This window comes from Pradoshia sp. Z4_20 (genome assembly GCF_058216035.1).
In genome coordinates this window covers 177,896-200,106 of sequence record NZ_JBZAJD010000004.1, presented here as the reverse complement: position 1 = coordinate 200,106, position 22,211 = coordinate 177,896, and the positions used below count along the sequence as shown (strand labels likewise).

Genomic DNA, 22,211 nt, shown 5'->3' with positions numbered 1-22,211 from the left:
TGAAAGGTTAATATTTCAACGTTTTACCTACAGGATAATAAATTTGTGAGCAAAACCATTTGTCTATATAAATGTTGAAGGATAACAAGTAGGCGTGTTATGAATAAAACAAAAGATTGTTGGTGATAATTGTAATCAAATTTATTCTGGAGGATTTCCGTTATGGCTGAACATAAGGGGAGAAGTCTCTTATACAAAATAGAACCAGAAAATAGTAATACTCCTTATATTGAGTCACTTACCAGTTATATTAATAGACTAGCTAAACAACATTCTATACTTGCAGGTACAATAGTCTCGAAGATTTTGACACCAGATTTGGATAAGACTTATTTAAAAAATATAGCCAAAAATGGAGGTGATGGATTTTACAAATCAGCTAATGCAATAAATGGAGTTGGCCAATTAGCTCGAGACTTTGTAATAGTTATGAACTCCTTAACCACGAGAGATGACTTACAGAATACAACAATGCTTTGTTTTGCGGAAGTTTTTCCGACTAGGGGACTTTTAAGAAATAAAAAAGCTTGGTGTCCTACTTGTTTTGAAGAAATGAAGTCAAATGGGGTGGTATATGAACCTCTGCTATGGAGTTTTGAGTTAGTAAAAGCTTGTTCAAAGCATAACAGGAAGTTGGAGGTTAAATGTCCTTTCTGTAAAGCAAAGTTATATTTTTTGGACAGGTCTTCTATACCTGGTTACTGTTCTAAATGTTTAAGTTGGTTAGGTGAGAATAATTATGATTGTGATGGAAGTAATCAAGATAGTGAGGAAATAGATAAGCTAATTGAACAAGCAAATTTAATTCGAGACCTATTAGATTGGGTTTTAGAGGAGAAAGAAATAAAACTAAAAAGAGAAATGGTATCTTGTTCATTAAGTTGGGTTTTAACTAATTTTTTTAGTGATAAGGTTATGGAGGCTTCCGCTAGACTTGGGTTTAGCCCTACTACCTTTAGATATTGGTTGAGAGGAATTAACCGCCCTCCTATTAATGCTATTTTGGAAATCTGTATTACTTTGAGCATTTCGTTGCAGGAATTTTTTCTAAAAGAGACGAAAAATGAGATAAAAGACAAGATAATGATTGGTAATACAAGGAAAAGGGAGGGAGATGAAAAAAAAAGGTTTGATCAGCAATCTATTGGCAAATTACTTCATTATATCTTAGATAAAAATATATTTATCTCTATTAAAAGTATTTCTCTAATGGTTGGTTGTGATAGAACACTACTTCCAAAGAATTTTCCTGTTGAGTGTAAAAAAATTATTGAACAGAATAAAAAATATATTATCAATAAGAAAAATGAGCGTTTTAGCAATTTAGTCGGAAAAATTGATGAAATATTTTTCTATCTGATTCAAAAAAAGGAATATCCAAGTTATAGAAGAATGGAAGTGTTATTAGGGCAAAAAGTTCTTCAGGAACAAATTCTTAAAGAAAGATATATGGATTTAAAGAAGATTATAGAAGAATATAAGTTTTTTTTATAAAAACGATGTTTTATTTTTAAATAAGTAATCACAATCTATACCTACTTCTTTTATAAGTTTATTTCTAGCATTGTTGCACTGACTACATAATGTGATTAGGTTATCTATGTTGTTTTTTGCTGGTTTAACGAACGGATTTATAAAAAATACATCTATTTGAGTGGAAGGAGCTTTAGCACCACAAATTTGACAAGTCCCCTTGTATTTTATTAAGGCATTATATCTAATTTCCGGTGATATATCGTACTTTTCTAAATTGGTTTTATGAGGAATATATCCTGCCAATGTTAATAATTCTTCCTGATTAATATCCAGGGCAGATGCAAGTTTTTTTATAGTTTCCCTTGATGGAAGATGAACGCCTCTCTCTATTTTGGCAATTTGTGAAAAACTCATCTTTGATAGAGAAGCAAGCTCTTTTAGGGTTAATTTTCGTTCTTTTCTTAGTGTTTTGATAAATGTCCCAATATTCATCTTCATTTATCATCATTCCTATTTATATTTTTTGGTTATTTTTAAGATTACAAAAAAAACGTTTTTTTATCAATAAAAATATATAAATTAAAATAAAATTAATGTATTTTAACAGCAAATTATCATTTTACAAGTGGGATAATTTGGTATACAATTTACTTAATTTTCTAATTATTAAATTTTGATTAGAATAAAATTGGAAAACCCGTTTTTTTTTATAGAAAAATTGTCGTTAAACTACAATTAATAAAGGCATCTCGACAACTTTGCGTCTTTAATCTTAATCATTTTCAACTCCTTACTTATAAAATCTATTAAAAGTGGGTGTCTCTATGAAAAAGGAAAATTTCGAAGATTGGATTTCTAACAAGAGTTTGTCAAATGAAGCTTTATCTATAATAAATAAAATTAGAACATCAAATCCTGTCCGAAGAACTAAAGGATCAAGGTTAGCTGGTAATATTTCGGGGATATTTTCAAGTGAAAAGATGGGGGTAGGAATTCAATTTGAAAGTCATAAATTAGAACTGGCTGGGATATGGGAAAAGGAGATAGATGATAATGTCCTTGAATATTATGATCAGCCAAACCAATTGAAGCTTCATTATATAAAGAAAAATGGAAAAAAAGGAGGTCATCTATATACACCTGATTTCTTTGTTATTGAAGAATCTTGGATTGGTTGGGAAGAGTGGAAACAAGAAGATGAGCTAAAGCGGTTAGCTTTAGAAAGACCACACTTATTTATAAAAGATAATGAAGGAAAATGGAGAATGCCTCCAGCAGAAAAGGCTGCTGAAGAATACGGCTTATCCTTTCGAGTTCGTTCCTCTGAAGGCATAAGTTGGACATTTCAGAAAAACGTTATGTTTCTAAAGGAATATTTAGAAATGCCTGGTCAAGTTTCTGATGATATTAAGACCTTCTTATTGGAAATGATTCATTCGAAGCCATCTATGTTTCTCATAGAGCTAATAAATGAAGCAAAAGAGGGCAAGGAAGTATATACGGTGGACGATGTTTATCAGTTGATAGCTAACAATGAGATAGTAATCGACATATACAATGACGAAATTCAAAATCCGAAAAAACTACAGTTATTCCCGTCGGCATCAGCGATGAGAGCAAATAGAATTCTATCTGGTCAACCATCTCCACGTAAAGTAGATTTTTCTATCCACACTTTAAATATAGCCAGTGGAACCATAATGCAGTGGGGTACGGAATTGGTAGAAATCAAAATGGTAATCAATGATAGAGTGATTGTTGAGAAAGACGGTAAAAATACGGATTTTGAATTATCTTACATACACAGTATGATTGAAAAAGGATATATAAAAGGAATTGAATCGAATATAGAATCAGAAGAAGATAAAGAACTGAAGGCCCTCTTATTGTCAGCTGAAAAGGATGTTATAAATGAAGCATTAATTAGATATGAATATGTAAGAAGAGCTATAGAAGGAGAAAAATTTGAGGATATTGGAATCCCAGAACGTACATTATACAGATGGTTAGAAAAGTATGAAGAAGCAGAAGTAACATATGGGTTTGGTTTGGTAGGGTTATACAACAAGAAGCATCTTCGAGGAAATAGAAACAGAAAAGTGGAAACAGAAGTAATCGAATTAATGGGAGAAATGATTGATGAAGTTTATGAAAACTTTACGCAAAAAAATACCAAAACCGTTTATAACCAGTTAGTTAAGAAATGTCTTGAGAAAGGGTATCAACCTCCTTCATTAAATACATTTACTAATGAGATAAAAAAACGACCTATTTACGAGCAAACATTGAAACGTAAGGGACATAGAGCTGCATATGATTCAAAGGAGAGATTCTACCCCTATTTAGATGAAACTGTACCTGTTCACGGAAGCAGACCTTTTGAAGTAGTACATATTGACCATACTCAATTGGATATTGAATTGGTAACAGAAGAATTAGACAATTTAGGAAAACCCTATCTTACGTTAGCAGTTGATGCTTTTTCTAGAAAAATATTAGCTTTTTATCTAACATTTGATGCTCCCAGTTATCGATCCTCAATGATGGTACTTCGAGAAATGGTAGGTAAATACAAAAGAATGCCCTCATCTATAGTGGTTGATAATGGGAAAGATTTTCAAAGTGTCTACTTTGAACAATTATTATTATGGTGTAAAACATTAAAGAAAAATAGACCACCAGCCGAACCGCGTAATGGTAATGTATTAGAACGTTTATTTTTAACGAATAATCAACAATTTATTCATAATTTAGTTGGTAATACCAAACAGACCAAGAATGTGCGACAAGTCACTAAAAGCACAAACCCAAAGAACAATGCAGTTTGGACCTTGCCTGCTTTTTATCAAGTTATGGAAGAATATTTTTATGAAGTTTACAATAATTCCCACCATACAACATTAGGGACGAGTCCCGATAAATTTTATTCGGAAAATATTTTAGCAACAGGTAAAAGGAGAAATAGTTATATAACGGACTATGAAACCTTTCGAATGCTCTCTATGCCAACTCCGACCATTGATAGTACAAGGCTTGTTCAAGTTGGTAGTGGTGTAAAAATAAATAGATTTTATTATTGGTGTCAAGAATTTTCAAGTCCTTCATTTCATAAAAAGGAAGTGTTAGTGCGATATGATCCTTTTAATATGGGAAGAGCTTATGCTTTTGTGAATAGAGTATGGGTTGAATTAAGATCGCAACATTATTTTAGGTTATTAGACGGTAGAACAGAGAAAGAGATTGAGTTAATTTCGATAGAGTTGAAACAAAGGAACAAAACTAATGGAAAAAAAGAAAGAATATCTGATATCGCTATAGCAGAGTTTTTAGAAAGAGCAGAAACTACTCAAGCTATTGAGTACCAACGGAAGAAAGACAGAGAGATGGAAAAAATGTTGGATTTAAAGCAAAAGAAGAAAACTGGGCAATTAACTAATGAGAACACAGATATATCTAAAGGTGGAGGACAACAGGAAGAGTCTATTACCGATATATCAGGACAGCAGGAGAGGGATGGGAGAAAAGGAAAAAACAAGGATAAAAATACTGAGGCAGATATTGACTTGACTAATTTTCTTGGAAAGCTAAAAAGTAACGAAATTGACGGTTATGAGGAGTTTTAGTGGTGGGAAATCAGGTGGAAAAAGAAATATTAATTAAGGCTTCTATAGAAAAACGAATCGCTTACGTAGAAAGTTTATCTATCAGTCATCCAAAGTTGATTGAGATATTCAATGATGTTATGGAAATAGTTGAAAATCCCATTACTGAATCTCTAATTTTTATTTACGGTCCTACGGGTGTTGGTAAAACCTTTTTCGGTTCAAAATTGGTTGAAAAAATTGAAAAACGGTATGAAGCCCAAATATACCAAGACCCCTCCTTTATACCAGTTGTCAAGATTGAAGCCCATTCGCCAGAGACGGGAAATTTTAATTGGAAACAATTTTACACTCAAATTTTAGAAAAGATGGGCGAGATATTGATTGAAAAGAAAGTGGCCTATAAGGAAATCGAAGTAGATGGTATTAAAAAAATGACAGTATCAGGTAGCGAAAGGATTGATATCCTTAAAAGTGCTGTAATTAAAGCTCTGAAAGAACGTAAAACAAAGGTACTTATAGTAGATGAGGCTCAAAGTATCGCATTGGTAAAACGTACTTCAAATGAAAAGGAACAAATGAATATCGTGAAATCCCTTACAAATATGTCGGGTATCCCGATTGTATTATTAGGGAATTATGATTTGACCAACTTAATCAACAAAAGTGATCAATTAATTAAAAGGGGATTTAATAAGCATTTTCCTCGCTATAAACCAAATGAGATTCAAATGTTTATTACTGCTTTATTGACCTTTCAAAATCGTCTCCCATTACCCAGAACTCCACAATTAGTGGATAATTGGGAGTTCTTTTATACAAGATCAATAGGATGTATAGGTAACTTAAATCAATTGTTAGAAAAAACATATATATATGAAGTAAAGAAAAATCCTGATTTGGAGACACTTGAATTAAGTCACTTTGAAAAATATGCAAAGAGCTTAGATGATTGTAAAAAAATTGCTAAGATTGTTATTAAAGAAGAACAAAAATTAGAAGTAAAAACGACCAATGAGGAACTTATGGGTTTGTTAGGGTTTAAAGAATATGAAGATTATGTGGAGGAAGAAGATATTACATCAATCCCAAGTACAATAACAAGTGTTGTTGTTGCCCAGAGGAAAAAGGATAAGAAGTCAAAGAGAAAACCCGGAGAGAGGAATCCTTCTAGGGATTCAATAACACCTCCGGAGGAAAGAGTTATGAATGATGATGAATGGGGTGGTTAAAATTGTATGCAAATAATGAGATAGACAAGCCTCTAAGTGATATGTTTTATAGATTAGAGCCAATTGAGGTTGGTACCCCATTTGTAGAGTCACTTCAAAGTTATATAGCAAGATTAGCAGTAGCCCATTCAGTAAGATTGGGTGATATGGTTAGCTTTCTTGTTGAACAAATGAATATACAATATACACCAAAAATACACTTTACTAAAAGGCAATTTTGGAGTTATTCAGGAAGGTTATATAGTTTTGGTGAATGGTCTCGTAAAATTGTGAAGGTATTAAATATACTTACTCAACGGAATGATTTGGAATATTTAACGTTGAATAATTGGGAAAATGTATATTGTGATCCTTATGTGTTTAATTCAAATGCAAAATGGTGTTCTTTATGTTTAATAGAACAGAGGAACAATAATGATTTTTTTTATGATCCCTTAATTTGGTCTATGAAAGAAGTAAAGGTTTGTTTAAAACACAAAGTGCCCCTCCATACGATTTGCAACGTTTGTAAAAAAACGCCTATCAAATTTAATTTAAGGTATATTCCAGGGTATTGCTCTGAGTGTCAAAGCTGGTTAGGTTCTCTCGAACTTAAGTCGTCTTTTTTTTCAGAAGAGGAAGTAGGATTTGAAATATTTAAAGTAGAAGAATTGGGGAAAATGATTAGTAGAATTCCATCTGTTTTGCGGGAAATAAATACCAACAAAATTCTTAAGAGTCTAATTGACACTGTTTCAGATGGAAATAGAAATCAGTTTGCTAGAAAGATAGGTGTAAATAAGCAAACAGCCCAAAAATGGTATTCAAATAAAACACGACCAAGTATAGAGAGTTTGCTATTTATTTGTTATAAATTTGATATTTCACTGGTTGATTTACTTGAAAACAATATTAATGTAACACAACTAAAGGCTAAAAGTATGACTATGTTAGAAGGATATTCAAAGTTTATAGAGTATACGTCAAGAAAGAAGCCTTTACCTACAACTGACGAAATACTAAAAGAAAAGCTAGAATTAATAAATAAAATTATAAAAGAAGAGTATCCTCCTCCGTCTTTAACAAGTATAAAAAAGAGACTAAAAATAACCAGCTTTAAAGAACATTTTCCATATGAAGCGGAAATTATTCAATTTAGATATAATCAGTATAGATTCCAAAAAAAGAGAGAGAGACAACAGAAAATAGAGAATTTGGTTCTGGAAGTAAGGGATATTGCAATGGAATTATCTAATCAAGGGAAAAAAGTAAATACGCATCATATAAAAAAGCAACTTGATAAACCAGGAATATTCAGAATTCCCCAGGTAAATGAGGCATTAAAAAATATTATTAAAGAATTAAATGGACAGTAATTTACGAATGGTTTAATTGGCAGTGAGTCAGATAATAGATGATAAAATGGCATCAAGTCAGAAATACCTTTAATTATTTGCATTTTCTTGGTGCAATGAATAGCTCTGAAGATAATTTAATATAGAAAAAAGGTAAGAAAGCATTGATAGATCAAGGTTTGCCAATTTATGATTATTTTTCTGCCGTTTTATGACTAAAGTTACAATGACATAAAGCATAAATTTTCCGCTTCGGAAGGTTTATGCTTTTTTTTGAGGAATCAGTCTTGTTATAATTATACCGTTTTTTGGTATATAGGATTATCTGGCATCATAACGTGGTAGACGACAAAGAAAGGGGTGAGTAAAATGTTGAAACAGATGGGTATCGTGCTAGCTTTAACAAGCATTTACCTTGCTGGATGCTCGCATGAAGATGCAGCTACGGATAAAAAAGCAGGGGAGAAACATGAAGAATCAGCTCAACCTGTAACAACAGAAAAATCTTCAACGGATCAGAAGGAAGACAGCGAATCTGCCAACGGAAGCCCTGTAAAAGCTGAACAAAACGACTCACATGATGCCTCATTATCTCAGGAAAAAGTAATAAAAGATGCCAAGGAACAAATCAAAGGCTCAATATCTCCTAAGCTACCCATACATCTTCCGCTATCGTCTGAGGACAAGAATCTAAGTGCGGCGACCCTTTCGGAATCTGATATGTATCGCGTTATATTTTTTGAAAGCGAAAAAATGATACCAGTCAACAGTAAAGAGTTGAACAATAGTACCATTGCAAAACCGATTGCTGTAATAGAAGTCCATCAGTATAAAACTGAAGAAGAGGCTAAATCAAAAATCGGCTATATACAGCCTGAGGGGATCCAGGCAGGGAATCCTATAGATCTGGGTCATTCCATCCAAGGATATGAGGACGCAGGGGCAGGACATAAGTGGCTAAATTGGCATGAAGGAAGATGGTATCTACAAGTCCAAGCCTCCAATATAGAAGGCAACAGTGACTACGTCCCGCTCGCTAAACAAATGGTCTCCTATCTTGAAAGCAACCAACTGCCAGTGCCCCATGAATATGGTTCTGTAAAAGCGGATATAGATTCGCAAAAAGCAGACAATAACCGTATTTCTTGGCAGGAAGGTACAGTCGTTTATACGGTCTCCGAAGTGGCAGACCCCATTGACATGCTAGCGATAGCTTGCAATTTTGATGAAACGAAAGAATAAGTGTTGGTATAGATAGAGAATAGTTTTAGTGAAATTGATGACTTTCTAATAAGATAAGAAGAGCCTCAATTCAAATAGGATAACACTGGAAAGGAAAGTGTCTTCCTAAGTGTATCTTAAGGCTCTTCATTTTATTCGGAAGGTTTTAAGGCAATATATGCCCGCTGTTCAAATAAAGGCGATACCATTCTTCACGGCTTAACTGTAATTCATTGCCCCGAATAATGTCAGCCATCCGTTTTTGATTAGTTGTACCAGCAATCAACTGAATGTTTGCTGGGTGTCGCAAAATCCAAGCTGCTGCAATAGCGGTTGGAGTTGTTTCATATTTATCAGCTAACTCTGTAAGAGTCTCGTTCAATTCGGGGAACTTCTCATCATTCCCGATAAAAACGCCTTCAAAGAAACCATATTGAAAAGGTGACCAAGCTTGGATGGTTATATCATGGAGTCTGCAATAATCTAGGACACTACCATCCCTCTCAACGGCACCTTCTGTTTGCATATTCACTTCCATCCCATTAGCAATCATGTTCGAAAAGGGGAGGCTTAGTTGCAGTTGGTTTACAATGATTGGCTGCTTTACATATTTTTTTAACAATTCAATTTGCATTGGCTTATGATTGGATACGCCAAATTGACGGACTTTGCCAGAGCTCTCTAAGGTATCGAATGCTTCAGCTACTTCCTCAGGATCTACCAAAGCGTCTGGACGATGAAGTACCAGTGCATCTAAGTAATCGGTGTCCAGGCGTGTTAGTATTTTATCGACAGACGTTAAGATATGCTCTTTTGATAAGTCATACATAGTACCCGGCTTGATCCCGCATTTTGATTGCAGGATTACATCTTCTCTGTTATATCCCGCAATCTTTAAGGCCTTACCAAACTTGGATTCACAAATGCCATTTCCATAAATATCAGCATGGTCAAAGAAATTCAGCCCATTCTCCATACAAAAAGTAAGATGTGCTGCTAAATTGTCATCATTCATAGAATCAATTCTCATACAGCCTACAGCAATAGCTGGAACGCTTAAACTGCTGCTACCAAGTTTTATCCTTTTCATGCTTATTCCTCCATCCATTAAAAAAACTCTTATTTTTCTATCTATGTTAGCGACTGATTATACCGGAAAACAGTGTATCCCTCATCGTAATCTGTACGCTGTCCCCATTTTACTATAATTCAGAAAATTTTTTTATGGATGACTCTATTCCTGTGTTAAAAGAATTACAGTCGAAATTTAGACGAGCATGTAGACACACTTTATAAGATATAGACAATGTACAAAAAGAATAGGGAATTCATCAGTTTTATCGATTATTGTTTCCATATTTGGATAATGTATATTGACAAAGCATAATCAAGCTCATTATAATTTTAATAATTCAAAATATTATAAAGTATGGAAGAGGAGAGTAGATTCTGGATATTTCTCTTTTAGAGAGCTTCGGCAGCTGAAAAGGAGCGGGAAGTACCATTATTGAAAATGGCCTCTGAGCCTCGTGCTGAAAGTATAATTTATTAATTATATGAATAGGTTTCGACGAGATTTGGTACTCGTTATCCATATCAGAGTGTAGGAAGCGTTGATTCGTTTTTACGCTTACGAAGGCTGTTTATGTGAGTAAGCAGCGAATTAAGGTGGAACCACGTGAAGTCACACCACGTCCTCATCATGGTAAGGACGTGGTGTTTTTTATTTTGGACAAAGAAATGGGTGGGATGAAGTTGAAACGTTTATTAGTTTTTCAATCAGATTTTGGATTAAGTGATGGGGCTGTAAGTGCTATGTATGGAGTAGCGCTTTCTGTCGAGCCATCTTTAAAGATTAGTAATAATACGCATGATATTCCAACGTTTAATATATGGGAAGGCTCATACCGTCTATTGCAGGCTATTTCTTATTGGCCGGAAGGAACGGTATTTGTATCGGTGGTAGATCCGGGTGTAGGATGCGATCGCCGAAGTATCGTTGCAAAGACCTCTGGTGGACACTATGTGGTCACGCCTGATAACGGTACCCTATCCCATATCAAAAATAAAATTGGCATCACGGAAGCAAGAGTGATAGATGAGAAGGTAAATCGTTTGCCGCGTTCAGGAGAATCCTACACTTTCCACGGGCGTGATGTTTATGCGTATACAGGGGCAAGGATTGCAGCTGGGGTGATTAGTTTTGAGGAAGTGGGGCCGGAAATACCTGTTGATTCCCTTATTGAACTACCCCTTTATGAGGCATACATACATGATCATAAGATTACCGGTATTATTGAAATTCTTGATATTCGATTTGGAAATCTATGGACGAATATTTCGCGAGAACTCTTTAGAAAACTGGAAATCTCACTGGGAGATAAGGTCTGGGTTCAAATTGAAAAGGATGGAACAGTGAGGTTTGAGGAAGAGGTTGTATATGGCAGATCTTTTGCAGACAGTGCATTAGAGGAAGCCATTCTTTATGTTAATTCACTTGATAATCTGGGGCTGGCCCTAAATCAAAAATCATTCGCTGATACTTATCACATTAGTACGGGCAGTAATTGGCGCATTACCATTCGTAAAGCGCCATAATTGATGAAGGTTTGTCTAACCTTCCTTAAATACATCATTGAGACGTATTATGCGACTTAAGCATGGTTGGTGTGTTTTTCAGAACAAGGGGTTATTTTAGGTTAGATATTTTACTGCTAGTGTTGTTTAATATTGTTTTTCTCCTTTCAGCTAATGCTAAAATTGCATTTCGATGGAGATAATTCGTTTTGATTCATCTATCCACAGGCAAAGTGTTTGTGTGTGATGAGAGAAATAACGCAGAGCATGCGAATTTTTTAGGGAATCATTCAGAATCCAATTTGAGAGTTGAAAACCAAATGAAGGGCTTTCCGTGTTTTCTTTTAAATAGGCTAGTACTAGACCAAACTCCTTGTCCTCGTAGGAATTGATTTTCTCTGGAATTACTCTATACGGACTTGAAGGTGAGAATTGAACTTGTTGAAGTTGTTTGCTTTGTGGAAAAAGGCTCTTAATAACAGGGTTTAAGGGATTAGACATGAGATGCTTTAAAGAATCATTATTGGGCTTAGCCAACATGATCTCAATCGGTTTATCATTCACTATAAATTCTTTTCGCTCATCGAAGTGCAAGATGATTTCTCGCAGCTCCTTATCCTTGATAAGGCCATTTTTTATCGGATAATAAGTAACGCTATCGCTCAACTGTGCACTTAATAATAGGAAAAATTGCGTCAGAAGGGAATATTGTTTTGGCACTCCATTACCATCAATGGATTTGCTCCTGAAGAAAGGAGAGCTATCCTCTTCTTCATCAATAAAAAAATCTCTATTAAAAGGTTCTAGCCAATTCAAATGAACTCCCCCAATAACTATGATTTATTTTATTGTCTTATATTTCCTTTAAATGCGCATCTATTATTTTTTTGTAATGTAGTTTAACCTCTTAAGTTGTGTTTAAGATTTTAACAATCGAAAATTAAAGAAGCCAAGCCGATGAAAATCAGCTTGGTCTCTTTAGATATTCAACTGGAGACCAGTCTTTTTTCCCCTGATAACGATCCTGATACCTTTTTGTTAACACAAGAGAGATGAGTAAGATTAATTCAAACGCATTGGTGATTGCGCCGCTTTCAATTGGGATCTTGACCATACTCCCGATAATCATAAGTGCGGTCCCAACGAACATCCAATACCAACCGGTCCTTTTCCAAAGAATAATGGATGACACAAGAAGTGCCAGGGTGACCATTAAAATCATGATTGGCGGTCCTTGAGGGGAACTGGTTGAAGTATAGCTTAGAATTCCATAGCTTTTTTCCGCTTTTAGTGAGAGATCCCACACAACTGTAAATAGTTCTATCAAAAAAGCGATTAGTGTAAAGGCAACTGTAATCAGCATGGCTGAGGTGGTATTCACCCACTTGACCCCAGCGCGTTTAAGTACGTCCCAGGAAAATAAAATTAACAACGGTGTAAAAATCGCATGCAACCAGAAACGAGCAGCATTCAAATTCTCTAAAACTTCCCCTACTCCAATCCACTTTCCGATGCCAAGAATGGCATTATCATAGGTGAGCGGAACAATAACCAGAATTAATACATTCGATACTATGCTAACACCACTCTTTTTTATGGATTGAAGCATCATAATGAGCAATCCAGCATAAAAACAAGCAAATAGTATATACAAAAATGTATCCATCAGAAAACCTCCTCGTTAACCTATACCTTTCCTAAAACAGTAAGGACTTAAACATAGGAAATCTGCTTACGAGGTATTTATACAGTAGAGCATAAAGTCGAAGGGTAAAAGTATGAATATTCTTAATTATTCTAGTATAATAAATTACATAGGATATATAGTACATTAAGGAGGTTTGTTGCTATGAAAATTTATAAGAAAGTTGGGTCTTTGGGAATTGTTTTCCTAGTTGCCATCCTTACCTTATCTGCATGTGGAGGAGCTGAGCAGACAACAGATGAGCAAAATGAAACCAAGGCAACAACTCAGGAAAGTACAGAGCAGTCTGAGGAGTCTGTGAGTGAACAAAAGACATTAGCTACAGAAGCTGAGGCGGAGAATACACAGGAGACTAAAACAGAAGCAGGGACCAATAATGTATTAACCAAGGAAAAATTCGATAAAATTGAAATTGGAATGACCTATGATGAGGTAGTAGCAATTATTGGAGCGGAAGGTACCGTAATGTCCGAGTCTGGAGAGAAAGGCAGTGAATTTCATACTATTATCTATGAATTTGAAACAGATGGTTTTATGTCAGCTGCTACTATGATGTTCCAAGGTGGAAAACTGATTAATAAAGCTCAGGCAGGACTGGATCAAAATACTGAAGTAGAAATCACGCTCAATGAGTATAATCAATTGGAAACTGGTATGTCTTCGCAAGAAGTTTTTAACATCATTGGTGGGGAAGGAGAAATCACTTCTGAAACTGGTGAAAAAGGTACTGATTATCATACAGTGATGTATACCTATAAGGGTAAAGGCAGCTTGGGGGCAAATGCTATTCTTATGTTCCAAGGAGAAAAATTACAAAGTAAATCACAGTTTGGATTAGAGTAATAGGGACTAATGTAAACCTTACATGAATAGATAATTACTAGCCGTTTGGAATCCATGTTAATCAGGTCCAGCGGCTATTTTAGTTTTGCCTTAAATCTATCCTCAGGAATGGAAAGTATATACTATTTTGTGGGGGAAATCTCTTTATGCTAAGTTTCGAGCTAAATTCTGAAAAAGAAGATATCCGGTCTGGATATCCTCTCTTAAGCTAATGCAGTCTATTTTACCCTACTAAAATTATTCATTGACCTTATAAGTAAAGTAATCAAAATCTGCAGGCTTGCCTTCTCCGGATGTATCCTGGCACTGCATGCCTACAAAGGCTCCAGTAAAGAATCCGCCACCGCGGATATAATCATCAGATAGTTTATAAGAGTATAGGGTTACTGGGATTTGTGTCCAAGCTTCTCCGTCAAATGAATAGGAGTAGTGATATGTGTTTGTTTGGACTTCGGAACGTATATAAACATATTCAATTTCATCCGGTACCGGAATTTCATTACCACTCAATGGTCGATCAAAGGTGAAATTATCACATACGGTTAAATCTAGAACTCTACCTTTCTCTTCGTTCCATGTAAGCTGAAGGGCGCTCCAATTTTCCGTGTTGTAATAGTTTACTAAGCCGGCGGCCTGCTGGAATGTGTCCGGGTTAAAAGCCAATTTAGTTTCAGCTGTAAAGTTAAAATGCTGCCAGCGTCTTGCCACAAAAGCCTGTGTGAATTTTGAAGTGAGTGATTCTTTACCGTACAATCGCAAGTGACCTGGTTTGTCTTCCAATGAGAGATGATCTCCTAGAGGAATCCGTAAAGTTTGGAAGTTAAGATTCAATGATTTCTCGTTAAAATCATCTTTTTCAGGATAATCTTTTTCCCATTTTACTTCCTCCATCTTAGGTCCTTCTATTTCAAGAGAAGGCTGATTACCGCCCACTACATACGGCCAATCGTTCTCCCAAGTCAATCGTTGAATGGCTGTTTCACGGCCGAGCGGACAAAACCCTCTTGGATCCAGCAATGCCTGATTCTCTTTAGGAAGAGGGCGTCCGGTTAAATGAACTAAAAACCATTCATCTGTATGAGTGTGAACGATAGAAGCATGGCCCGCTTTTTGTAATGGATTTCTTGGATAAGGAAACGATGTAATTAACGGATTTTCCGGATGTACTTCATATGGTCCATCAATCGTTTTGGAGCGGGCAATGGTTGCCTGGTGATCATATTTTGTTCCACCCTCTGCCGTTAACAGATAGTAGTAGCCATTCCATTTATATAAATGCGGAGCTTCTGTCAGTTTGATGTCGGTTCCTTTAAAGATAATTTTTTTATCTCCAACTAACTTTTTCTCTTCTACACTATATTCCTGAAGTACAATTCCATAGAAACTATGGTTTCCAAGGCGATGATCCCAGACCATATTCACAAGATATTTTTTGCCGTCATCATCATGGAATAAAGATGGATCAAAGCCAGAGCTATTAAGATGGATTGGATCAGACCATTCGCCATCAATCGTTTCACAGGTACTGAGATAATTATGGCTGTCTTTCCACTGTCCGCCTGTCACCTTGACATCTGTATAAATGAGCCAGAACTTCCCATCATGGTAGGAGAGAGCAGGAGCCCAAATACCCCCTGAATCAGGATTTCCCATCATATTTAATTGGCTTAATCTATTTAATGGGCGGGAAACTAATGACCAATTTTTTAAATCCTTAGAGTGATAAATACCGACCCCGGGGAACCATTCAAACGTAGAAACGGCAATATAATAATCTTCGTCACGTCTGCAAATACTTGGATCAGGGTTAAAGCCAGTTAAAATAGGGTTTTGAATTTTCATTATTGTAGCCTCCTTAATATATAAAAAAACAGAAGCGCTTTCATAAATGTGTAATCTTGATTGCGTCAGCAAAGAAAGCAGCTAATATTGATGCACTAATGGATAGGTCTGAATACTTTGATGATACAGGTCGTTATCTAAGAAATGTTCAGTTGAAAAAGCAGCTACGCCCAGTGCGCAAGAATGACTCGCTAAACTTGAATATTGTATATGTAAGTTCTTTTGATGATTAGATAGAGAATGATTTTTTATGGTTTCTACTAATGAAGAGTGAATCCATTTTTCACAGGCGGCCAGGCGATTGCCAAGAATAACTTGATTAGGGTTAAAAATATTAATGATATTATTAATGCCAATCCCAATCGATTTCCCTATTTCACTGAATAATTCAATTGCTGTTAGGTCTTCATTTTCAGCAAGATCAATTAAGTGTTCGAGTGTAATGGCGGGATCATTCATCATGAGCTTCGCCTGACTGACTAGGGCTCTCTCTGATGCATATAATTCCCAGCATCCATGGTCTCCACAGCGGCATTTTTCTCCGCTTCTTTCGATTGTCATGTGACCCAGCTCCCCTGAAAGTCCATTATTGCCCTGATAAAGTTGGTTATTCAGGATTAAGCCGCCGCCGATTCCAAACCCAATACTGATGTATATCATGTTGGTGAAGTTTATTCCGACACCGAATTTTTTTTCGCCATATGCCCCACAGTTTGCTTCATTCTCAACTTTAACAGGTACACAGTATTTCTTTGCGACCATATTTTTCAAATCGATGTTTTTCCAGTTTAAATTGGGAGCCATTAAAATTCTTCCAGTTGTATCAACTGTGCCCGGTACACCAATACCAATCCCGACTAAACCATATGGTGAATCAGGAATGGAAGCAATCATACAATCAATCATTTCATACAGTCTTTTTTTAATATCTTCATAGGTTAGTTCCTGGAATTTTTCCAGTTTTTCTTTGTGGATTTTCCCCTGTAGGTTGGTTACGATTCCTAAAATATAGTTAACTCCAAGATCAACTCCTATGGAATAGCCTGCATTTTCATTGAAGAATAACATAACTGGCCGTCGGCCACCGTTGGATTTGCCAGGTCCGGATTCAGATACGAGCTGTTCCTCTATAAGCTCGGAAACCAATGAAGAGACTGTTCCTTTATTAAGGCCGGTTTTATTGGCCACATCTGTGCGTGATAAAGGAGGAGATTCCTTAATAACATGCATGACCAAAGATTTATTTTCTTTTTTTACAACCTGCTGATTATACGTTTTCAATGGTCCGCCTCATTTCTATCACATTTACTATAATAGTAACATCTAATACTTTGTTTATCTAGTAGACAAACAAAGTATTCCATGATATTCTAAATTTAAGTTTAATAGTAAGTAAAATTAACTATTGGGGGTTTAATTATGCTTAAAAAGAAAGCGTTTTCATTTCTTGCTGGGTTCTTGGCCTTATTTTTAGTTCTAGCGGGATGTTCGTCAGAAACTGAAAAGTCAAACAGTGATGGAAAGAAAGTTGTTAAGTTTATGCACCTATGGCCGGAAGGAAGCTCTAAACAACATCATGAAATTGTTCAGAAAATCGTTGCTGATTATGAGAAGGAACATAAGGATGTTAAGGTTGAGCTTGAAGTACTTAGCAATGAACAATACAAGGATAAGATTAAAGTTTTATCTGCTTCCAATGAACTTCCTGATGTGGGAATGACATGGTCAGCAGGATACCTCCAACCATACGTGGATGGCAAAAAGTTTGCGCCGCTGGATGACATTCTAGAAGGAGATTTAAAGGATTCTTTTGTAGCTGGTACTTCGGAAGCTTACCAAATCGATGGTAAAACGTACGGTCTGCCACTGGAGCTTAATATAGCCTCTGTCTTCTATAATAAGAAAATGTTTAAGGATAATGGCTTAGAAGCTCCAAAAACATTTGATGAGTTAGTAAAGGCCGCAAAAACGCTTGATAAAAATGGAGTTGAGCCAATTGCGCTAGGTAATAAGGATAAATGGACTGGTTCATTATGGTATATGTATTTAGCAGATCGAATTGGCGGGACTGAAGCATTGAAAGGTGCCATTGATCGTTCAGGTTCTTTCGAAGATCCAGCGCTTGTATCTGCCGCTGAAAAAGTACAGGAATTAGTTGATGCAAATGGATTTGTAAACGGATTCAACGGTTTATCTGATGAAGAAGCAAAAAGTATGTTCATGAACAGCCAAGCCGCTATGTATCTAATTGCTACATGGGATTTGCCAAACTACACAACAAATCCAGATGTACCTCAGGAATTTAAAGATCAGGTTGGTTTCTTTGACTTCCCATCTGTTGATGGAAAAGGGGATATGAACAGTTATGTTGGTGGACCTGGAGTAGGATTGTTTGTTTCTGAAGACTCTAAAGTAAAAGAAGAGGCGAAGGATTTCGTATCTTACTTTGTTCAGCAGTGGGGAGAAAAATCTGTCACGGATGCCGGCGTAATACCAGCTACTAAAATTGATGCTGAGAAGCTAGATTTGCCGCAAATGTATGTAGATGTTTTAGGGAAATTAAATAAAGCAACTAATATTACCTTATATGCGGATGTACAATTAAGCTCCGATGCAGCACAGGTTCACTTAGATCAAATTCAAGCTTTATTCGGCAAGGAAACAACTCCAGAGAAATTTGCAAAAGAGCATGAAAAGGCGCTTTCTTCAAAGTAAAACGACAAAGGAAAAAGGATTCATCCTGATACGATGAATCCTTTTCCTACATACAGATGAGGTGGTTTTTATGAATAAGGTGATGTCCAATAAGTGGATTATAGCTATGTATATTCTGCCGGCTTTGTTATTGGTCAGTGTACTGATTTTTATCCCGCTTATTTTGACAGGTTATTATGGACTTATGGATTGGGATGGCATTGGAGCCATGAAGTTTATTGGATTGGAGAACTATATAAATGCAATCCAGGACGCGAAATTTTGGGATAGTGCCTGGCATTCCATTTTACTGGCTATCTTTTCAACATTGAGTTTAGTTATCTATTTAGCTATTTCTCTCATTCTTGCTTCCAAAATAAAAGGGGCAAATTTATTAAGGAAAATTTATTTGATTCCAATGCTACTATCTTCAGTGGCTATTGCGCAGCTTTGGATTAAAGTGTTCAATCCATCGAACGGAATATTAAATACGATATTGGTTTGGTTTGGGGTTGAAAATCCACCATTATGGTTATCTGATACATCTATCGTTTTATATGCTATTTTTATCCCCATCCTATGGCAGTATGCAGGATTTTATATTTTGATTTATTATGCAGCCCTAAAAAATATACCTGAATCTTTAATTGAAGCAGCAAAAATAGACGGTGCTACTCCATGGCAGATTGCCATGAAGATTAAATTGCCGCTGATCATGGGAGTTGTAAAAGTTACAATTGTACTGGCTATTGTTGGTTCACTTAAATATTTCGATCTTATTTATGTTATGACAGGCGGAGGTCCGAACGGATCCAGTGAAGTAATGGCATCCTATATGTATAAGCTGGCTTTCTCATCCTCTAATTTTGGTTACGGCAGTGCAATTGGCTTCCTGTTACTGGTCATTACGTTAATTGTGACGTTTATTATCAATAAACTGACTGCATCCAAGGAAGAAATCCAATATTAGAGAGGAGAGGAAAAGAATGGCTCGTTTTGGAAAGATAGTATTATATATTTGTTTGACAGTTGTTGCGGTCTTTCAGGTGTTCCCAATTATTTGGCTTTTCCTGTTTTCATTAAAGAGCAATCAGGAGATATTTGCGGGTTCGCCCTTTGCTCTTCCCTCCGAATTTAGATGGGAAAACTATTTGAAGGTTTGGGATGGAGGCATAGGATTATACTTTTTTAATAGTATTTGGATTACAGGAGTAGCCATTATTTTGACAGTTCTTTTTGCAAGTATGGCAACTTATGCGATTACGAGGATGCATTGGAAATTCAGTAAGCTGGTGCTTGGTTTGTTTATGATTGGGTTGATGATTCCAATTCACTCAGCATTAATTCCATTGTTCAATATGTTTTTGAACGTAAACTTAATTGATAATCCATGGTCGATTGTTCTTACCTACACTGCATATAATTTACCGATTACGATGATGATTCTGCTTGGCTTCTATACTACATTGCCAAGAGAAATTGAAGAGGCTGCGATCATAGATGGAAGCTCAATCAACCGGATGTTTTTCCGGATTGTCCTGCCAATGTCCATGCCTATTCTTTCTACGACAGTCATCATCAATATGATTTACAATTGGAATGAATTCGTTTTTGTTAATACGTTTATCAGCTCTGATAAATATAAAACCTTAACAGTCGGCATTCAGAATTTTATTGGACAGTATATGACTGACTGGGGTGCCATCGGTGCCACATTAATTATCAGTTTCCTACCATTATTGCTTGCCTTTATTTTCTTTAGTAATAAAGTAATTGAAGGATTATCAGCTAGCGCAGTAAAAGGATAATAGGATAAACCAAAGCGACATACACCTGGCATGGGGAGTATGTCGTTTTTATGGTTAAGGAATTTATTCAATGAAATCAATAAAAGCACAAGTGCGATAAAGGAGCATTTGTGCTTTGCGTTTTAATTAACTGACAGAGTTATAAATCAGTCTGTTTGATTTTGTTGTTTGCCTCTAAACGTTTGAAAGAGGAAGAGGCTAACCATGATGTAATAAAGGAATAAAAGCTTAAACCAAAAATAAATGCAAGTGCAGGGAAGATGAACGAGATGATTGAAAATGCAACAAGGCAAATGACCATCATGATAATTTGGATTGGGCTAATTAACATAATGAAGAATGCTTGTTTATAATTGGATCGTACCGTTAAATCATAATGAGCGAACACAGGAAACAGGTAAAAAAGTAAAAAGATAAAAAATAGAATGCAAGCAAATATCGGGATATGAGTCCAGGTCATAAGCTTGCTTGCCTCGCTCTGTATGTAAAAAAGATCAATACCTATCAATAAAAAGATAATGGATGTATAAATTCCTAAATGATTACTTTTCCAAAAGTCTTTTTTGTAATAGGACGAAAAAGTATTGAACACAGGTAAATCCGAATTCCCTCTCAACCATTCTCTCATTACAGAAAACATGGCTGTGGTGGCGGGGTATATCCCTAAAACAATTACACCGGCCAGCGTGAATAAAATCCATAATATATTTACATAAGCAAACCTCATAACCCATTCCAATATGGTATAAAGGCTGTTTCCTAAATCCTTCAATTACGAAAACCCCTCCCTGGTGAAATCATCTTATTCTATTTATTATACTGCAATATCGCAGGGTGTAATAAATATTAATAGAATAAATAGAATATTTGATATGGAACTATCAATAAGTATAAATAAAATCCCAGGCATTTTCTGCGTTTGGGATTTATGAATAATTCCGGTTGTTGAAATTTATTGTAATGTCTCCAAATATGTTTCATATAAATAAGCAGTCCATTTAGTGTGGGAATTTGCCTTTAAGTTTTTTAGTAGCCCTTGAATGATGACTCCTGGATATTGGGGGTTCAATAAATCATCTTTTAATAGCTCTAATGATTGCTGTATGGTTTGATCTGATATTTCATCCTTTTTTGCAGTGAGCAAATCCACCAGTTCCCCCTTGGTAGGAATGATAGATTTTGAGCTTGTATAGGTTAAATATTCTGCTGAAATAAGCGGAATGTCTGCCTGGTTAGCTAGAGTGGTTACCTTTTCAACTAACGATTTGCATACTGTATCAAGCTCAAAAGGATAATTTGATATGAATAGCTCTGCATATAGTTTAGAGAAACTTTTAATGGTATAAACCAAATCTGGTCGCATCGAATCATCCACATTTGGAAATTGTCGGTCAACAATAGAGAATATAATAGAGTTCATAAATTGATCATATTTTGATAACTGTTCAAATAATTCCATACTACAGGAGGTAAATTGTTCTGTTATTAAAACCTTTGCAAAGTTGGAATGGCTTTGATACGAACTAAAAATATTAAAATAAAAATGATAAAGCAGTGAATGGTCTGAATTAGATTCACTGACCGCCTGTTCAATATTCGCTGCCATATCGCTCAGGAAGTAATCAATAAGTGCATAAACTAATTCATCCTTAGATTTATAAGATAGGTAGAATGCGCCTTTTGAGATTCCGCATACTTCCGTTATTTGTTGAACAGATGTTGCTTCAATTCCATTCTTTGCGAAAAGCTCAAAGGCCCTTTCCATTATTAATTGTTTTTTAACCATGCCGACACCCCTGTTCATTTAGTTGACATCTGACCAACCAGTCATTATTATAATTAATTGTAGGAATTGAGTCAATTGTTTGAATTTTTTT

Annotated in this window: 18 protein-coding genes; 10 read left to right on the top strand and 8 right to left on the bottom strand. The window is 35.6% G+C overall.

Translation table 11 applies throughout. The features are described from left to right. Positions 1-162 precede the first annotated feature (162 nt). A complete protein-coding gene (locus tag AC4BHP_RS12325; RefSeq protein ID WP_490552500.1) occupies positions 163-1,494 on the top strand; it encodes a TniQ family protein in 1,332 nt (443 codons plus the stop codon). On the opposite strand, the gene AC4BHP_RS12320 is transcribed toward AC4BHP_RS12325, so the two are convergent. Then, a complete protein-coding gene (locus AC4BHP_RS12320) occupies positions 1,489-1,974 on the bottom strand; it encodes a helix-turn-helix domain-containing protein (protein WP_490552498.1) in 486 nt (161 codons plus the stop codon). The two genes, AC4BHP_RS12325 and AC4BHP_RS12320, sit on opposite strands and share 6 nt — an antisense overlap. A 326-nt stretch (positions 1,975-2,300) precedes the next feature. Here AC4BHP_RS12320 and AC4BHP_RS12315 point away from each other — a divergent pair, with 326 nt between their 5' ends. The 4 genes from AC4BHP_RS12315 to AC4BHP_RS12300 all read left to right on the top strand — a co-directional run bounded on the left by AC4BHP_RS12315 (position 2,301) and on the right by AC4BHP_RS12300 (position 8,886). Beyond that, on the top strand, positions 2,301-5,099 hold the full coding sequence (locus AC4BHP_RS12315) for a TnsB C-terminal domain-containing protein (protein ID WP_490552496.1): 2,799 nt from the start codon (positions 2,301-2,303) through the stop codon (positions 5,097-5,099). A gap of 14 nt (positions 5,100-5,113) precedes the next feature. Beyond that, positions 5,114-6,310 (top strand): TniB family NTP-binding protein, encoded by a 1,197-nt coding sequence (locus AC4BHP_RS12310; protein WP_490552494.1) that lies wholly within the window; start codon positions 5,114-5,116, stop codon positions 6,308-6,310. Positions 6,311-6,312: 2 nt separating this feature from the next. Then, positions 6,313-7,665 carry a TniQ family protein gene (locus tag AC4BHP_RS12305; protein ID WP_490552491.1) on the top strand — a complete coding sequence of 451 codons (1,353 nt, stop codon included), beginning with the start codon at positions 6,313-6,315 and terminating at the stop codon, positions 7,663-7,665. Positions 7,666-8,013: 348 nt separating this feature from the next. Beyond that, positions 8,014-8,886, top strand: coding sequence for a hypothetical protein (locus tag AC4BHP_RS12300; RefSeq protein ID WP_490552489.1), 873 nt, complete (start codon positions 8,014-8,016; stop codon positions 8,884-8,886). A 145-nt stretch (positions 8,887-9,031) separates the two neighbouring features. Here AC4BHP_RS12300 and AC4BHP_RS12295 read toward each other — a convergent pair whose 3' ends face one another. Beyond that, positions 9,032-9,955 carry an aldo/keto reductase gene (locus tag AC4BHP_RS12295; protein ID WP_139892228.1) on the bottom strand — a complete coding sequence of 308 codons (924 nt, stop codon included), beginning with the start codon at positions 9,953-9,955 and terminating at the stop codon, positions 9,032-9,034. A gap of 659 nt (positions 9,956-10,614) precedes the next feature. On the opposite strand from AC4BHP_RS12295, the gene AC4BHP_RS12290 reads away from it, so the two are divergent. Next, on the top strand, positions 10,615-11,463 hold the full coding sequence (locus AC4BHP_RS12290) for an SAM hydrolase/SAM-dependent halogenase family protein (protein ID WP_066106884.1): 849 nt from the start codon (positions 10,615-10,617) through the stop codon (positions 11,461-11,463). 156 nt (positions 11,464-11,619) lie between these two features. On the opposite strand, the gene AC4BHP_RS12285 is transcribed toward AC4BHP_RS12290, so the two are convergent. Further along, on the bottom strand, positions 11,620-12,258 hold the full coding sequence (locus AC4BHP_RS12285; protein WP_490552485.1) for a hypothetical protein: 639 nt from the start codon (positions 12,256-12,258) through the stop codon (positions 11,620-11,622). A gap of 148 nt (positions 12,259-12,406) precedes the next feature. Next, positions 12,407-13,108 (bottom strand): hypothetical protein, encoded by a 702-nt coding sequence (locus AC4BHP_RS12280; RefSeq protein WP_490552483.1) that lies wholly within the window; start codon positions 13,106-13,108, stop codon positions 12,407-12,409. A gap of 183 nt (positions 13,109-13,291) precedes the next feature. On the opposite strand from AC4BHP_RS12280, the gene AC4BHP_RS12275 reads away from it, so the two are divergent. Further along, the gene (locus AC4BHP_RS12275) at positions 13,292-13,990 is read left to right on the top strand and encodes a DUF3862 domain-containing protein (RefSeq protein WP_490552481.1); all 699 of its coding nucleotides are present in this window, start codon (positions 13,292-13,294) and stop codon (positions 13,988-13,990) included. 237 nt (positions 13,991-14,227) lie between these two features. Here AC4BHP_RS12275 and AC4BHP_RS12270 read toward each other — a convergent pair whose 3' ends face one another. Both AC4BHP_RS12270 and AC4BHP_RS12265 read right to left on the bottom strand, forming a co-directional pair. Then, positions 14,228-15,835, bottom strand: coding sequence for a glycoside hydrolase family 43 protein (locus tag AC4BHP_RS12270; protein WP_490552559.1), 1,608 nt, complete (start codon positions 15,833-15,835; stop codon positions 14,228-14,230). A gap of 78 nt (positions 15,836-15,913) precedes the next feature. Next, the gene (locus tag AC4BHP_RS12265; RefSeq protein WP_066106300.1) at positions 15,914-17,113 is read right to left on the bottom strand and encodes an ROK family transcriptional regulator; all 1,200 of its coding nucleotides are present in this window, start codon (positions 17,111-17,113) and stop codon (positions 15,914-15,916) included. 138 nt (positions 17,114-17,251) lie between these two features. Here AC4BHP_RS12265 and AC4BHP_RS12260 point away from each other — a divergent pair, with 138 nt between their 5' ends. From AC4BHP_RS12260 to AC4BHP_RS12250, 3 genes are all read left to right on the top strand, one after another. Beyond that, entirely contained in the window at positions 17,252-18,547 is a 1,296-nt protein-coding gene (locus AC4BHP_RS12260; protein ID WP_490552480.1) for an extracellular solute-binding protein, read from the top strand. A 70-nt stretch (positions 18,548-18,617) separates the two neighbouring features. Beyond that, the gene (locus tag AC4BHP_RS12255; RefSeq protein ID WP_066106306.1) at positions 18,618-19,496 is read left to right on the top strand and encodes a carbohydrate ABC transporter permease; all 879 of its coding nucleotides are present in this window, start codon (positions 18,618-18,620) and stop codon (positions 19,494-19,496) included. 16 nt (positions 19,497-19,512) lie between these two features. Further along, a complete protein-coding gene (locus AC4BHP_RS12250; RefSeq protein ID WP_139892231.1) occupies positions 19,513-20,334 on the top strand; it encodes a carbohydrate ABC transporter permease in 822 nt (273 codons plus the stop codon). A gap of 139 nt (positions 20,335-20,473) precedes the next feature. Here AC4BHP_RS12250 and AC4BHP_RS12245 read toward each other — a convergent pair whose 3' ends face one another. After that, positions 20,474-21,106 (bottom strand): YesL family protein, encoded by a 633-nt coding sequence (locus AC4BHP_RS12245; RefSeq protein ID WP_139892232.1) that lies wholly within the window; start codon positions 21,104-21,106, stop codon positions 20,474-20,476. A 180-nt stretch (positions 21,107-21,286) separates the two neighbouring features. Further along, complete coding sequence (locus AC4BHP_RS12240; protein ID WP_490552477.1) at positions 21,287-22,120, bottom strand: TetR/AcrR family transcriptional regulator; 834 nt, start codon at positions 22,118-22,120, stop codon at positions 21,287-21,289. Between the last annotated feature and the right edge of the window lie 91 nt (positions 22,121-22,211).